Here is a 14,687-nt window from a genome sequence, read left to right on the forward strand (position 1 = left end):
CTACACTAGGATCCTTCGCGCACACCGAGATCAACAGCCGCGAAATGGACGGAGAGTGCGATGACTGCACGGCCCCGGGAACAATGGGGAACACGAGCGGGGTTCCTGCTCGCGGCGATCGGATCGGCGATCGGGTTGGGCAATATCTGGCGATTCCCCTATATCGCCTACGAGAACGGCGGCGGCGCCTTCCTGGTGCCCTACCTCGTGGCCCTGCTCTCGGCCGGTATCCCGTTGCTCATCTTCGAGTACACGATCGGCCACAAGTTCCGCGGTTCACCGCCGCTGGCCTTCCGCCGGATGTCGCGCGCCGCACAGCCGATCGGCTGGTGGCAGGTGGCGATCTGCTTCGTGATCGCCGTCTATTACGCGGTGATCATCGCGTGGGCCATCCGTTACGTCGGGTTCTCCGTCGGGCAGCAGTGGGGTGCGGATCCGGAGTCGTTCTTCAACAACGACTTCCTGCACATCGCCGACCAGCCGGGATTCGCCGCACCGTTCGTGCCAGGGGTGCTGTGGCCGTTGATCGCGGTGTGGGCGGTGACGCTGATCGTGCTCGCCTTCGGTGTGCGGCGCGGCATCGAGGCCGCCAACAAGATCTTCATCCCGCTGCTCGTCGTGCTGTTCCTGATCCTGGTGGTCCGGGCGCTGTTCCTGCCCGGTGCGGCCGAGGGGCTCGACGCCTTCTTCTCGCCGGACTGGTCGAGCATCACCGACGGCAAGGTGTGGGTCGCGGCCTACGGGCAGATCTTCTTCTCCCTGTCGGTCGGCTTCGGCATCATGATCACCTACGCTTCGTACCTGCGCCGTAAAGCCGATCTCGGTGGTTCGGCGCTGGTCGCCGGATTCGCCAACAGTTCCTTCGAGATCCTGGCGGGCATCGGGGTGTTCGCCACCCTCGGCTTCATGGCGCATCAGACAGGCGTGGCCGTCAGTGAGGCCGCGACCAGTGGCCCCGGATTGGCGTTCGTCGCCTTCCCGACAATCATCTCCGAATTGTCTTCCGGCGCAGCGTGGTTCGGCATCCTGTTCTTCGGTTCCCTGGTGCTGGCGGGGCTGTCCTCGCTGATCAGCATCGTCCAGGTGATCATCTCCTCGGTGCAGGATCGCACCGGGCTGGCGCGAGTGCCCGCCGTGCTGATCGTCGGCGGCCTCACCGCCGCGGTCTCGATCGGGCTCTTCCCGACGCGCAACGGCCTGTACCTGCTCGACGTGGCCGATCACTTCATCAACCAGTACGGCATCGTCCTGGCGGGCTTCGTCGCGGTGATCGTGGTCGCCTGGGTGCTGCGCAAGCTCGGCGTCCTGCGCGAGCACACCGACACGGTGTCGAACCTGAAGGTCGGTCGCGTGTGGGTGGTGCTGCTCGGTGTGGTCACGCCGCTGGTGCTGGTGTGGATGATGATCGACAGCCTGCGCCAGGAGTTCGACGAAACCTACGGCGGGTACACGACCGGATATGTCCTCGCCGCGGGCTGGGGTGTGGCGGGCGCGGCGATCCTGTTCGGCGTGATCATGTCGCTGCTGCCGTGGCGCGATCCCGGCAGCGCGGACGATGAAGACGGCACCACCGCGGTGCCGATGACCGAGGAGGCCAAGTCCTGATGTCGGCTGGTGCGATCACAATGATGATCATCTCGATCGTGGTGGTGTGGGGCGGGCTGCTCGCGTCCATCGTGGCGTTCCGCCGCCACCCCGACGACGCGGAATAGCGGGTCGCAGCCGCAGCGGAGCCGATCCGCCTGCGGCGCCACCCGAGCGGCAGGTTCGCGCGGTAAGGGGGTCGGTCAGCGTACGAGCGGCAATGCTTCGCGCATGACCTTCTCCGCGATCGTCGAGTCGGCCGTGACCGAGACGGTCGGCACGCGTCGACCGAGCAGTGCGTCGGTCGGTCCCGGAGCGAGTCCGGGACCGACGACGGCCGACAGCGACGCCAGGTCGGCCTGGGCTGTGTCGAATCGGTACACCTGGCGGGAGCCGACGGCGAAGGCCGGGGTGTCGTCGATGATGGAGCGTTCCTCTTTGTAGTCGTAGGTGACGATCGCGTCGCGCCCGTCGATACTCAACCTGCACGTGGTGACACCCTGATCGGCCGCGGGCACGCGGACACCGAGCAGCGGCGCGACCGCGCACGGATCGGCCCCGGTGATCACCGCGCGATCCGAATCCGGCGAGGTTCCCTGCGGCGGCTCCCGACGCCACTCGGTCAACGCGATCCGCAACAGCGCCTTCGCCGACGCGCACGCATCCTGCGGCGCCCGCACACTGAACGACAGATCCGCCCCCGCCACGAACCGCGCCCACGCCTGACACGCCCCACGCACCTGCGGATCGGCCGACTCCGCGGGTTCGTCGTTGAACAGCACCCGCACATCCCCCATCGACACCTCCTCGGCGGATCCGTCCATGCCGGGCTCACCCTCGAACATCACTCCGGTGCTCCACGTCGCGTCGATCCCGGTGAGATGGCCCTCGACGGCGATATTGAGCCGGCATTGGTTCGGATGCACGTTCTCGATGTCACGCACTGTGCCCAGGGCGCTCAGCGCTGCGCGGGGGAGTAGGGCGCACACGTCGATCGCCCTGACCTTGCGCAGGACAGCGATCTTCTCCTGATCCGAAACCGCTGCGGTGGACCAGAATCCGCCCTTCGGCATGGAGTCCGGCGCGGGTTCGCTCCCGCAGGCGACCAACGTCAGCACCGCGGTGACGAGCAGGATCAGCTGTCGCACAGGGGTTCTCCTTGTCCGGGTCAGGTGGCGGGGAAGAGTTCGGTGGTCGAGCGGAGCACGGATTCGAGAACCTCACGGTCTTTTCCGAAGATCCGGACCGTGGGGACGGTGGGCCCCATGAGCTCGGATCCGGGGCCGGGCAGGGCGGGGCCGACGACTGCTGTGTACGAGGCATGTTCGCTCGTGTCGTCGCTGGGGCCATAACCCCTGTGGCCGTTGACGACGAAGATCGGCTCCCCGTCCGCGACGTAGCCCTTGGCCTCGTAGGTGTAGTCGACATCGACGGACGCACCGCGGAAAGTGAACTGGCACGACCAGATTCGCTGATCGAGGACCGTGACCGCGGCGTCGAGCACGGCGGCGACCTCGCACGGGTCTTTGCCGTGCAGTGCGGTCCGCGGGGTGTCGGGAGAGGTGCCCTGTGCCGGTTCGGTGGCGAGGCCGCCCATCGCACGGGCCAGCGCGGCCTGGGCGGTGGGGCACGGTTCGGTGCCGAGCGGTGTTCGCACACTCACCGGGAGCGTGGTGGTATTGGCGAAAGCCGCGGTGGCGAGGCAACTTCGGTCCCGTTGGCCTTCGACCAGGGCAGAGTTGTCGAGATCGCCCAGAACCCCCACGGTGATGCCGTCTACCTCTTCCCGCTTGGACTGCCCCCAGCCGTATCCGGTCGGCGCCACGCCGATCGCCCAACTGACCGAAGTGCCCTTGCCGCTCTCGGTGGAGTCGAATGTCGCTTCGCACTTGTTCGGGCCGTCGTTCTCGACCTCGAGCAACGTGCCGAATTTCGCCAGGTCGGTCCGGGGAATGAGCGCGCACGGGTCTGTGGCACGCAGGCGTCGTAGCAGGTCGAGGCGCTGCTCGTCGGTGGTCGGCGCGGTCTTCCAGTACGCGCCCATCGCGGCAGCGGCCTCGATCGGTGTGGCCGGCCGCTGCTTCGGCAGGTTCTCCTGGCAGGCGGTGAGCCCGATCACGACAGCGGCGGCAACCGCGCAACGACGCAACAGCATCGACAAATCCCCTCGCGCGGGATGACGCCCGCCTCCCTACCGGCTCGCGATCGAGCCCAGTTCGCTGCCCAGTGTGCCGGATTCTGGCTCCCGGATCCGCACCGGGAGCCGGGCGGCGGGTAGTGGTCGCCCTCACCGGCGGCCGCGCCCGATCACACGCATGTGGCGAATCACTGGCGATGCGATGGTGGTGTGTTCGCGATCGTGCCGCACAATGGGGGCCGCGTGTGTGGTGCGGGTGTTCGGCCGATCAGGTCGGGTGCACACGCCGCAACACAAGCTGTAGTGCTCCCCGAGGTTGTCACCCACTACGAGTAGTGTTCGTGGGTGAAGGGCCTCGTGCACGGCGGCAGGTGCGGGTCATCAGGTCTGGCGGAAAGGTGTGGAGGCGGAATGAAGCTCATCGATCGGGCGTCGGCCATCAATTGGAATCGGGTGCCCGATGAGAAGGATGCCGAGGTCTGGGATCGGCTGACCGGCAACTTCTGGTTGCCCGAGAAGGTCCCGGTGTCCAACGACATCCCGTCGTGGAACACCCTCACGCCCGACGAGAAGCAGCTCACCATGCGGGTCTTCACCGGCCTGACGCTGCTCGACACCATTCAGGGCACCGTCGGCGCGGTCTCGCTGATCCCCGACGCGATCACCCCGCACGAGCAGGCGGTGTACACCAACATCGCGTTCATGGAGTCGGTGCACGCCAAGAGCTACAGCTCCATCTTCTCCACCCTGTGCTCGACCAAGGAGATCGACGAGGCGTTCCGCTGGTCGGAGGAGAACCGCAACCTGCAGCGCAAGGCCGAGATCGTCCTGGGCTACTACAACGGTGACGACCCGCTCAAGCGCAAGGTGGCCTCCACGCTGCTGGAGAGCTTCCTGTTCTACTCCGGCTTCTACCTGCCGATGCACTGGTCTTCGCGGGCCAAGCTCACCAACACCGCCGACATGATCCGCCTGATCATTCGCGACGAGGCGGTGCACGGGTACTACATCGGCTACAAGTACCAGAAGGGCCTCGAGCTGGTCTCCCAGGCCGAGCGCGACGAGCTCAAGAACTACACCTTCGAGCTGCTCTTCGAGCTCTACGACAACGAGGTCGACTACACCCAGGACCTCTACGACGAGGTCGGCCTCACCGAGGACGTCAAGAAGTTCCTGCGCTACAACGCCAACAAGGCGCTGATGAACCTCGGCTACGAGGGTCTGTTCCCGAAGGACGAGTGCGAGGTGAACCCGGCGATCCTGTCGGCGCTCTCACCCAACGCCGACGAGAACCACGACTTCTTCTCGGGTTCGGGTTCGAGCTACGTCATCGGCAAGGCGATCAACACCGAGGACGAAGACTGGGAGTTCTGAGCGAACTCGACTCACCAACGGCGGCGGAGCTTTCCGCCGCCGTTGCGCTGTCGCCAGGCCTGCTGTAGCCATAGTGTCGTGCCGATGAGTGACGAGATCATCCCGTTCCGCCTCGAGATTCCGCAGTCCGATCTGGAACACCTGCGGTCGCGTCTGAGCGACGCGAGGTGGCCCGCCGAGCAACCCGGCGCCGAGTGGAGTCGCGGTGTGCCGGTCGCGTATCTGCGTGAGCTGGCCGAATATTGGCGCACAGCCTACGACTGGCGAGCGGCGGAAGCGGAGCTGAACAGGTTCGCGCAGTTCGTCACCGAGATCGACGGCCAGCGCATCCATTTCCTGCACGTCCGTTCGGCCGAACCCGATGCCACCCCGCTGATCCTGACGCACGGCTGGCCGGGCTCGGTCGTCGAGTTCCTCGATGTGATCGGCCCGCTCACCGATCCCGCGGCGCACGGCGGCGATCCGGCCGATGCCTTCCACGTGGTGATCCCGTCGCTGCCCGGCTTCGGCTTCTCCGGGCCGGTCACCGAGGAAGGGTGGAACCCGGCCCGCATCGGTGCGGCGTGGGTGGAGTTGATGAGCAGGCTCGGTTACGAGAGCTACGGCGCACAGGGCGGTGATTGGGGTGCTGTCGTTGCCCCCGAGGTGGGGCGCGCGGGTGGGGACAGGGTGATCGGCGTCCACGTGAACGCGGCGACCTTCGGTTTCATCCCGTCCGGCTCGGTCTCGGAGCAGGACAAGGCGAGCATGACCGCGGCTGAACTCGCCCGCTTGGACCGCCTCGCCCACTTCGCGAGCGAGGGCAGCGGCTATTTGCGGATCCAGGCGTCGCGCCCACAGACTCTGGCCTACGGCCTGCACGATTCGCCGATCGGCCAGCTCGCGTGGATCGTGGAGAAGTTCAAGGAGTGGACGTTCCCGGCCGCCGACCTGCCCGAGCTCGCCGTGGATCGGGATCGGTTGCTGACCAACGTGATGTTCTACTGGCTCACCGGCACCGCGGGTTCATCGGCCGCGCTGTACTACGAGGCCACCCACACCCGGTCGCGGCACACCACGGCGCCGACCACGCCGACCGGAGTCGCGGTGTTCGCCGAGGACGTCGCGATCCGCCGCTACGCGCAGGCACACATCGCACACTGGTCGGAGTTCGAGCGCGGCGGCCACTTCGCGGCGATGGAGGTGCCGGACCTGTTGGTCGCCGACATTCGTGCCTTCTTCCGCGGACTGCGCTGACTCAACGCTCCCACGGTGGTCGTAGATCGGGGTCGTCGAAGGCCTTGCTCGCCTGTTGGTAGAGCTTGCCGATGCGGCGCTCGACCCGCTTGCGGGCGGCCTCGGAGATGTCGGCGGCGTCGAGGCGTGATGCGGCGTTGGCCACCGCGTGGAATACCAGGGTGGGCTCGCCGTCGATGATGTCGGCGACCGGGAACTTGTAGTCGGCCTCGGTCGCCGGATTACCGCCGGGCTCGCGATACAAGTAGATGCTCGCCATCTTCATGGCGTCGCCGTCGGCCCATTTCAGGGCGTCGTGTTCGGCCTTCTGACCGCTCCACTTGTGGTCTCGGGGCGCCCACGGCAGGTCGAGATCGGCGGCGTTGTCGGATGCGGGCGGGACTCGATCGTCGGAATGCTGAGCCATGGTTCCTCCTCGAGCGCTGGGTGGCCGAGCCGCGTCGGCGGGGTGGGCGCGACGTCATGGAGCACTGGTCGCCATGATAGCAATCGGTTCGCTACCAGCGGTTTCTCGGCAGAGCGGGCGGCGCCGACCCCTCGTCGGCGCCGCCCGAGTTTCGCTCAGCCGAGCGCGGTCAGGCCGCGTCGGTCGATCTTTCCGGTGGGGGTGCGCGGCAGTTCGTCGACGAACAACACATCGCGTGGGGCTTTGAAACGGGCGAGGTGGGTTTTCACATAGGTGCGGACAGTGTCGGCGTCCAAGTCGGCCGCGGGAACGATGAATGCGGCGAGCCGCTGGCCGAATTCCTCGTCGGGCACACCGATGACGGCCGCTTCGGTGATCGACGGGTGCTGGTAGAGCAGGTCCTCGATCTCGCCGGGGAAGACGTTCTCGCCGCCGGACACGATCATGTCGTCATCGCGGCCGTCGATGAAAAGCCGCCCGCCGGAATCGAAGTGACCGAGATCGCCGGTGCTCATCAAACCGCCGCGCAGTTGCTTGGACCCGCCGCCGGAATAGCCGTCGAAGGCGATGGTGTTGCCCACGTAGACGGTCCCCACCGCGCCGGGCTCGGTGATCCGGGTGCCGTCGCTGTCGTAGAGCGCGACGGTGATCCCGACCGGCGCTCTCCCGACGGTGCCCGGTGCGGCGATCCAGTCCTGCGGGGTGGCGATGGTGGCTGTGCCGGTTTCGGTGCAGCCGTAGAAGTTGTAGATCACCGGACCGAAGGCGCGGATCGCCCTGGTGCCCAACGACGACGGCAGCGCCGCCCCGGCGGTGAACACGATCCGCAGGGAGCTGGTATCGGTGGCGGACAACAGCTTTGGGTCCAGATCGAGAACGCGACGCAGCATGGTCGGCACCAGTACGACCATGTCGGCGCGGTGCTCGGCGATCTGCGCGAGCGCGCGGCCAGCGTCGAATCGGCCGTGCAGCACGATCGTCGAGCCCAGATTCAGCGAGAGGATGAACTGGGACAGCGCGGTGCCGTGGAACAGTGGTGCGCACAGTAGCACCGTCTGCCCGCGTCGCAGGGGCACCCTGTCCACGAATTGTGCCGCGGCCAGGGGTGATTCGACTCGTCGCGGAGCGCCCTTGGGAGTGCCGGTGGTGCCGCCGGTGAGCAGGACGAAACCGCCCTGCTGGGCGGGCGTGTCCACCGGTGGCGACGCGGAGCGGATCTCGTTGTCCAGCAGACTGATCCGATCGGGAAGGCCCTCGGCCATCGCGGCCATGGTCGGGTCGAGCACCAGTGCGCTCACGCCCTCGCGGTCGAGCACGTCCCGCAGCTGTGCCGCACCGAATCCGGTATTGAGCAACACCAGGCGAGCGCCCAGTTTCGCTGTGGCAGCCATCGATTCGACGAGCCGAACCCCGTCGGGGCAGAGCACGCCGACCGTGTCGCCCGCGTCGAGGCCCTCGGCGTGCCAGGTGGCAGCGAGCGCGTCGGTGCGTCGGTCGAGTTCTCGATAGCTGATCCGCTCGTCGCCACAGATCAGCGCGATTCGGTCGGGGGTGCGTCGCGCCGAGGATCGGATCCCCCCGGCGATCGGACCGAACGCGCGCATGGTGCGGGCGGTGCGCAGGATCTGTGCGGGGTGTCGCGGATCGATGATCCCGGCCCTGGCCAAGGCGCGGACCTGGCGTAGCGAGGTGATGGCGGCGCTCAACATACCCGCGGCCCCGGATCGGCGCCCGCGGCCACCGCGAGCAACCAGGCGACGGTGCCCAGTTCGGGAACGATCTCGGCGCTGATGTGCTCGGAGAACGGCACCCGGATCATCCGCATGTTCACCCCACGCGCGCAGTAGTCGGCGGCGATCCTGTCGATCGCCAGTTCGGCGGGCAGCAGTTGGTCGGTGGTCGAGTGCCACATCAGCAGCGGCATGTCGGGAGTGTTCTCCGGTGCGCCGAAACTCGCGGCGGACAGGGCGGGTCGCGCGGCGGCCAGCGCGGCCTCGGGGTCGGTCAGGTATTGGGCCATCGGGCGGAGCAGGGTGGTCGCCACGGAGGTGTAGAGACAGCGTTCCCGCAGGTCATCGGCCACCCGGCGGCCTTCCGGAGTCAGATACTGCTGGAGTTGGCTGTCGAAATCGGGATACTCGCGGGCCAATCCGAGCACGGCCAGCCAGCCGGTGAAGTTGGCCTGCGGCTGCTGTCCCGAGATCGCGAACGGTGCGATCGCGACCTTGTCGCCCGGAATGCCACCCTGCACGCTGCCCTTGATCTCGAGTTCGGGAGCGTAGTGGCGGCGCTGCTCGGCAGCCGATGCGGAGGCGTTGCCGCCGCCGGAATATCCCCACAAGCCCACCGGTGCGGCCTCGAGCCCGAGCTCGCCGCGCTTGGCCGCGCGGATGCCGTCGAGCACCATCCGGCCCTCGCTGGGCGACATGATCGTGTTCTCTTTGCCGTCGAAGTCGGTGACCACCACCGCCGCGCCCGCCGCGAGGAACTGGCCCATGATCGCCACTTCCTTCTGGATCCCCGCGCGCAGGGTGTAGGACGGATTGCACTGCTGGCCGAGGCTGTCGATCGCCTCCTGATACGAGATCAGCGGGCGCGCACCGGGACCCAGCCACGGGATGCCCGGCACCAGCACGGTGGTCGCGGTGGCGATCGGGTTGTCGTGGACGTCGGAGGTGCGCAGCAGGAGTTGCGTGGTGTGCACCGGCGCCGGGATTCCGAGCACGTGGGTCTGCACGACCCGGCTGCGGATGACGTCGCCGTTGGCGTAGCCGTCGAGATCGGCCGGGTCGGCGTACCAGGGGTCGTGTTGCGGCGTGGGGATCGGCACGACCGCCGGATACACCTGCGCCTCGTTCGGCAGGGGCGGCAGTTCGAAGTCCTGTGCGCCCGCCGGACCCGCTGTGACCAGCGCCGTCATCGCGAGCAGTGGTAAAGCTCGGGCGCCGAGCCGGTGGAGCCGGGGCGACCGGCGGGTGGCCGTGCTGCGCTGCATGGCATCTCCTTCGATAGGTGATGCTGATTACAGCACGATGCCTTGTTGAGAACAAGAGTTCTTGTTTTTATTCGGCAATCTGTAGGCTGAGCTGCGTGACGTCGACCGACAAGAGCCAAGCCCGCTCCCGGCGCATCCAGGGCCTGGACGCCGAACAACGCCGAGCGCGCAGGCGTGAACAGATCTTGGCCGCCGCCTTCGAGCTGATCGCCGCCGAGGGCTACGTCAACACCGCGATCGAGCAGATCTGCCAGACCGCCTTCGTCGGCAACAAGGCCTTCTACGAACTCTTCGACAGCAAAGAGGACTGCTACCTGGCGCTACTGCAACAGCAGAGCGAACGCGCCCAGGACATGGTCGCCGCCGCACTGGCCGAATCCTCCGGCGACCGCGACGACGTGGTCGGCGCCGTCATCGGCGCCTTCGCCCATTCGATGGTCGACGACCCACGCGTGGCGAAGGTGACTTTCGGTGAGGCCAGCGGCATTTCGGCGAAAGTTGAACAACAGCGGCGCGCCAATCGGCGCTGGGCCGCTCAGTTCCTCGAAACCCTGTGGAGTGAATACGGCTTCGTGCCGTCGGAGGGGATCGGCGTCGATCTGCACGCGCTGGCCGTCTCCGCGATCGGCGGCCTGTTCGAAACCGTCGCCGACTGGCTCCACACCGATGCCGGCGCGACGGGCGAAGTCGACGTCCTGATCAGGGATCTCACAGCATTCATCAAGATCGTGCACCTGGGCTTGGTCGCCGCCGCGCTTCGCTCAGCGGGCTGAGCTGGCTCGAACAACCCCGAGTGGCGGCGCTCCTATCCAGTGAAGTGGTTGAACAGCAGGGTCAGTTCAGTAACGACGTCGCGGCGCGTGCGGTCGTGGATCTGGCTTCTGTCGATAGGCTGAATAGCTGGTCGGCCTGTCCAAGCGCTCGTGTTGTGTCGGTGCATTCGGATAGCCTGGATCACGTTATGAGCAACGAACTTGCGGAGCGTCTTGCTGCAGAGCAGCGCGCACGCGTTCTCATTGATCTGCAGCTCGCCGCCGCGGGCTGGGTGGTTCAGGACAAGAGCGGACTGAACCTATTTGCCGCGCAGGGGGTGGCGGTTCGTGAGGTGACGATGGCATCAGGCCATGGGCGGGCCGACTACTTGCTGTACGTGGGCAAGAAGGCCGTTGGGGTCATCGAGGCAAAGCCGCAGGGCAATACGTTGTCCGGGGTGGAGTGGCAGTCGGCGATGTATGCCGAAGGGCTGCCCGCGGAGGTGCGGTTGAAGGCGCTGACCGTGGCTGGTCGGCTGCCGTTCGTGTTCGAGTCGAGTGGCTCTGAGCTGCACTTCACCAACGGTTTCGACCCCGAGCCTCGGTCTCGGGCATTGTTCCACTTTCCCCGACCGGAGACCCTGGCCCGTGTTCTGCGTGACGCGGAAGCCGACCCGGCGTCCCCTACTTGGCGCGGAAAGGTGCGGTCTCTACCGGAGTTGGACTTAGCTCGGCTGCGGCCGGCCCAGATCAAGGCGGTCCGCGGTATCGAGCACAGCCTCGCCCAGCAACGGTATAAGCGGAGCTTGGTGCAGATGGCGACCGGTGCCGGCAAGACCTACACGGCGGTGACGGAGTCCTATCGACTGCTCCGGCACGGCGGGTTCGGCCGGGTTCTTTTTCTGGTGGATCGAAACAACCTCGCAGATCAGACCCTCGCGGAGTTCCAGGACTACAGCACGCCTGGCGACGGCCGGAAGTTCACTGAGATCTACAACGTCGACAAGCTGACCAAGGCTGGGCTGCTTGCTTCATCGAGCGTGGTCATCTCGACGATCCAGAGGGTGTTCAGGGTCTTGCAGGGCGATGAGGTGCCTGACGTCGACGATCCGAACCTCGACGGATACATCCCTGACGCACCGGTTTCCGTCTCGTACAACCCTGAGATGCCGCCGGAGACGTTCGATCTGGTCATTGTCGATGAGGCACACCGATCGATTTATGGTGTGTGGCAAGGAGTTTTGAAGTACTTCGATGCGCACATCGTCGGGCTGACGGCGACACCGGGCAAACAGACCTTCGGCTTCTTCGAACAGAACCTGGTGTCGGAGTACACATACCAGGAGTCCGTCGCCGATCTGGTGAACGTCGATTTCGATGTGTATCGGATCAGGACCGAGATCAGCGAGCAGGGCTCGCAGATTGAAAGAGGCACCATCGTGCCGAAGGTCGATCGGCGAACCAGGGCCCAGCGCTTGGAAGCGCTCGAAGACGACTTGACTTATACCGCAAAACAACTCGATCGAGCAGTCACCAGCAAGTCACAGATCCGAACCGTTCTGGAGACCTTTCGCGACCGGCTTTACACCGAGATCTTCCCTGGCCGCTCGACGGTGCCGAAGACCCTGATCTTCGCCAAAGACGATGCCCATGCCGAGGAGATCGTCACGCTGGTTCGCGAAGTCTTCGGCAAGGGAAACGATTTCGCGGCGAAGATCACCTATACCGCCCGGGACTCGAAGAGGCAGTTGCAGGCGTTCCGTACCAGCCCCACATTGCGCGTGGCCGTCACTGTTGACATGATCGCCACGGGTACCGACGTGAAGCCTTTGGAATGCGTGTTCTTTCTTCGTGATGTCCGGTCGGGTCAATACTTCGAGCAAATGAAAGGCCGTGGTGCGCGGACAATCGCCGCTGCGGACTTCCAGGCCGTGACGCCGGACGCCGAGGTCAAAACACGATTCGTGATCCTGGACGCGGTCGGTGTTACCGAGCATGCCTTCTGCGACGCTCCACTCAATCGTGTGCACGGTGTCGGCATGAAGAAGCTCTTGGACAAGGCTGCTGCGCTTACGCTCACCGAGGACGAAACTGCCACTCTCGCTTCACGCCTGGCAAAACTTGAACTCAATCTCACCGATGCTGAACGCACCGAACTCGACAGCGTTGCCGGTCGATCGATGCGCGAGATCGTCCGTGGTCTGGTTGACGCTGTCGATCCCGATACCCAGATCAAGCACGTCGCGAACAACGGCGAAGTTCAGGAATTGCTCGACCGTGCGATCGAACCCATCGCGGCCAACCCGGAACTCCGCACCCGCATTCTCGAATTACGCGCCACCCACGACCGGGTCATCGACGAGGTAAGCCGCGACATTCTGCTCGATGCGCACGGGGTCGTTGACACCTCCCGCGCGCAGGCCCTGGTCGAATCCTGGCGCGACTACCTCAATGAGCACCGCGCAGAAATCACCGCCATCCAGATTCTCACCGAATCAGGTGACCGCCGAGCGACTTTCAAAGACATCCAGGACCTCGCCAATCGCATCGCCCGCCCGCCGCGCAACTGGACCTCGGACATCATCTGGAACGCATACGGCGCGCTCGGTGTGCAGGTCGGTGGCAATGTCGCCGGCCATCGTAAGCTGACAGACCTGGTATCCCTCGTACGGTATGCCGTGGGCGCCGAAGACGAGCTCGTGCCGTACGCGGATCGGGTCAAAGAACGATACGCCGGATGGCTCGCCCAGCAGCAGCAGGCCGGCGTTGTGTTCACCGATGTGCAGCGCTGGTGGCTCGATCGGATAGTCTCCGTGATCGCGGCATCGGCCGAGTTCTCCACACAGGACCTCGACGACGCCCCGTTCACCGAACGCGGTGGAACGGAAGGAGCCCTCCGAGACCTCGGCGACAACGCCGGAGTTCTCATCGACGAGCTGAATACGGAGCTGACTGGATGACGTTGCTTGGTGAGGTTGCGCTCGTTATTGATTGTGAGCACAAGACTGCACCCCGGTCTGAATCTGAAACGTTCGGCTATTCGATCGGAACCGGTGCGGTTCGCGATGGGCGGATTCTTTTGGAGAAGGCGAAGCCGGTAAATCGTAGCACCTACGGCCAATGGACCCGGAGAGCAATCCCGGCTTTAGGTGATCTGATATTCTCGCGGGAAGCGCCGATGGGAGAAGTAGGTGCGGTTCCAGCGGATGCGGCAGTTTGCCTCGGTCAGCGCACTGTTTTATTGCGGCCTGCCGCTGACCGGGTGACAGTCAAGTTTCTCAAATATGCGCTACAAGCGCCTGACTCCCAGCAATGGATTCAGCGGAACTCCGCTGGGTCGACCGTCAAACATTTGAATGTCGGTGACGTCCGAAAATTACCCCTTCCCTACCTGCCGTCGCTGGTTGAACAGCACCGGATCGTCGAGGTTCTCGAAGACCACCTCTCCCGCCTTGACGCGGCTCAGTCCTATATTGATATTTCGGACCGCAGAAGCAATATACTGGAACAGGCTGTTCTTGCAAATTGTCGGGAAGGAGAAATTTATCCGCTCGGCGAAATTTCTGAGATACAAGGAGGGATACAGAAGCAACCTAAGCGTGCACCGCAGGTAAACCATTACCCATTCTTGCGTGTTGCAAATGTTGGTTCAGGGACGCTGGATTTGGCTGATATTCATCGTGTGGAGTTGTTTGGCAACGAACTCGAAAAACTATCCCTGCGTCAGGGGGATCTCCTCGTGGTGGAAGGAAACGGAAGTCCGTCTCAAATTGGCCGCGCTGCGATTTGGGACGAGAGCATCGAGAATGCCGTCCATCAGAACCACTTAATACGTGTTCGGCCCGGTCCGAGTCTTTTGCCGGAATATCTTGAAGCCGTGTGGAATTCACCGCAAAATCGACGGATTCTGACGGATGTTTCAAGTTCGAGCAGCGGCCTTCACACGCTTAGCGTGGCAAAACTGAAGAAGATCTCGATCCCCGTGCCCAGCCTCGAGCGCCAAGCTGGGCTGGTCGTTCAGGTAGCGAGGAGTCGCGAAGTCATAGACAGAATCAGGTTGGCGACTGGGCATGCCAGGACTCGAACGACTACTCTGCGCCGCGCCCTGCTCGCCTCGGCCTTCAGCGGCCGTCTCATCGGCGACAACCACTCGGTTGGGGTACTTGCCAACGAACTCGTTCCTGCGTGAGACATCAACCGCTC

General features: G+C 64.9%; 12 protein-coding genes. 7 read left to right on the forward strand and 5 right to left on the reverse strand.

The window, feature by feature from the left end:
* The first annotated feature begins 60 nt into the window (after positions 1-60).
* Together ACFWUR_RS01135 and ACFWUR_RS01140 are read left to right on the forward strand one after the other, a co-directional pair.
* A complete protein-coding gene (locus ACFWUR_RS01135) occupies positions 61-1,605 on the forward strand; it encodes a sodium-dependent transporter (RefSeq protein WP_378899940.1) in 1,545 nt (514 codons plus the stop codon).
* Positions 1,605-1,712 (forward strand): methionine/alanine import family NSS transporter small subunit, encoded by a 108-nt coding sequence (locus ACFWUR_RS01140; protein WP_378899943.1) that lies wholly within the window; start codon positions 1,605-1,607, stop codon positions 1,710-1,712. The genes ACFWUR_RS01135 and ACFWUR_RS01140 overlap by 1 nt, the downstream gene beginning before the upstream one ends.
* A 75-nt stretch (positions 1,713-1,787) precedes the next feature.
* On the opposite strand, the gene ACFWUR_RS01145 is transcribed toward ACFWUR_RS01140, so the two are convergent.
* Positions 1,788-2,732 (reverse strand): hypothetical protein, encoded by a 945-nt coding sequence (locus tag ACFWUR_RS01145; RefSeq protein WP_378899946.1) that lies wholly within the window; start codon positions 2,730-2,732, stop codon positions 1,788-1,790.
* 20 nt (positions 2,733-2,752) lie between these two features.
* On the reverse strand, positions 2,753-3,739 hold the full coding sequence (locus ACFWUR_RS01150; protein WP_378899949.1) for a hypothetical protein: 987 nt from the start codon (positions 3,737-3,739) through the stop codon (positions 2,753-2,755).
* Between the two features lie 393 nt (positions 3,740-4,132).
* On the opposite strand from ACFWUR_RS01150, the gene nrdF reads away from it, so the two are divergent.
* Both nrdF and ACFWUR_RS01160 read left to right on the forward strand, forming a co-directional pair.
* Positions 4,133-5,095, forward strand: a complete 963-nt coding sequence (gene nrdF / locus ACFWUR_RS01155; RefSeq protein WP_056812336.1) for a class 1b ribonucleoside-diphosphate reductase subunit beta — start codon at positions 4,133-4,135, stop codon at positions 5,093-5,095.
* 84 nt (positions 5,096-5,179) lie between these two features.
* Positions 5,180-6,331, forward strand: coding sequence for an epoxide hydrolase family protein (locus tag ACFWUR_RS01160; RefSeq protein ID WP_378899952.1), 1,152 nt, complete (start codon positions 5,180-5,182; stop codon positions 6,329-6,331).
* A 1-nt stretch (position 6,332) separates the two neighbouring features.
* On the opposite strand, the gene ACFWUR_RS01165 is transcribed toward ACFWUR_RS01160, so the two are convergent.
* From ACFWUR_RS01165 to ACFWUR_RS01175, 3 genes are all read right to left on the reverse strand, one after another.
* On the reverse strand, positions 6,333-6,737 hold the full coding sequence (locus ACFWUR_RS01165) for a hypothetical protein (protein ID WP_378899955.1): 405 nt from the start codon (positions 6,735-6,737) through the stop codon (positions 6,333-6,335).
* Positions 6,738-6,892: 155 nt separating this feature from the next.
* Positions 6,893-8,446: an AMP-binding protein gene (locus ACFWUR_RS01170; RefSeq protein ID WP_378899958.1), complete on the reverse strand. Its 1,554-nt coding sequence runs from the start codon at positions 8,444-8,446 to the stop codon at positions 6,893-6,895.
* A complete protein-coding gene (locus tag ACFWUR_RS01175; protein WP_378899961.1) occupies positions 8,440-9,732 on the reverse strand; it encodes a lipase family protein in 1,293 nt (430 codons plus the stop codon). The genes ACFWUR_RS01170 and ACFWUR_RS01175 overlap by 7 nt, the downstream gene beginning before the upstream one ends.
* A gap of 95 nt (positions 9,733-9,827) precedes the next feature.
* Here ACFWUR_RS01175 and ACFWUR_RS01180 point away from each other — a divergent pair, with 95 nt between their 5' ends.
* The 3 genes from ACFWUR_RS01180 to ACFWUR_RS01190 all read left to right on the forward strand — a co-directional run bounded on the left by ACFWUR_RS01180 (position 9,828) and on the right by ACFWUR_RS01190 (position 14,673).
* Positions 9,828-10,505: a TetR/AcrR family transcriptional regulator gene (locus ACFWUR_RS01180; RefSeq protein WP_378899964.1), complete on the forward strand. Its 678-nt coding sequence runs from the start codon at positions 9,828-9,830 to the stop codon at positions 10,503-10,505.
* Between the two features lie 188 nt (positions 10,506-10,693).
* Complete coding sequence (locus tag ACFWUR_RS01185; protein WP_378899968.1) at positions 10,694-13,444, forward strand: DEAD/DEAH box helicase family protein; 2,751 nt, start codon at positions 10,694-10,696, stop codon at positions 13,442-13,444.
* Complete coding sequence (locus tag ACFWUR_RS01190; protein ID WP_378899971.1) at positions 13,441-14,673, forward strand: restriction endonuclease subunit S; 1,233 nt, start codon at positions 13,441-13,443, stop codon at positions 14,671-14,673. Before ACFWUR_RS01185 ends, ACFWUR_RS01190 begins: the two co-directional genes overlap by 4 nt.
* Positions 14,674-14,687 lie beyond the last annotated feature (14 nt).

Origin of the sequence: Nocardia sp. NPDC058633 (genome assembly GCF_042717045.1) — a bacterium.
GTDB lineage: Bacteria > Actinomycetota > Actinomycetes > Mycobacteriales > Mycobacteriaceae > Nocardia.

Bases quoted from the DNA above. Each gene is read 5' to 3' on its own strand.
- ACFWUR_RS01135 (WP_378899940.1), top strand. From the start codon at position 61: ATGACTGCACGGCCCCGGGAACAATGGGGAACACGAGCGGGGTTCCTG.
- ACFWUR_RS01140 (WP_378899943.1), top strand. From the start codon at position 1,605: ATGTCGGCTGGTGCGATCACAATGATGATCATCTCGATCGTGGTGGTG.
- ACFWUR_RS01150 (WP_378899949.1), bottom strand. From the start codon at position 3,739: ATGCTGTTGCGTCGTTGCGCGGTTGCCGCCGCTGTCGTGATCGGGCTC.
- nrdF (WP_056812336.1), top strand. From the start codon at position 4,133: ATGAAGCTCATCGATCGGGCGTCGGCCATCAATTGGAATCGGGTGCCC.
- ACFWUR_RS01160 (WP_378899952.1), top strand. From the start codon at position 5,180: ATGAGTGACGAGATCATCCCGTTCCGCCTCGAGATTCCGCAGTCCGAT.
- ACFWUR_RS01165 (WP_378899955.1), bottom strand. From the start codon at position 6,737: ATGGCTCAGCATTCCGACGATCGAGTCCCGCCCGCATCCGACAACGCC.
- ACFWUR_RS01170 (WP_378899958.1), bottom strand. From the start codon at position 8,446: ATGTTGAGCGCCGCCATCACCTCGCTACGCCAGGTCCGCGCCTTGGCC.
- ACFWUR_RS01175 (WP_378899961.1), bottom strand. From the start codon at position 9,732: ATGCAGCGCAGCACGGCCACCCGCCGGTCGCCCCGGCTCCACCGGCTC.
- ACFWUR_RS01185 (WP_378899968.1), top strand. From the start codon at position 10,694: ATGAGCAACGAACTTGCGGAGCGTCTTGCTGCAGAGCAGCGCGCACGC.
- ACFWUR_RS01190 (WP_378899971.1), top strand. From the start codon at position 13,441: ATGACGTTGCTTGGTGAGGTTGCGCTCGTTATTGATTGTGAGCACAAG.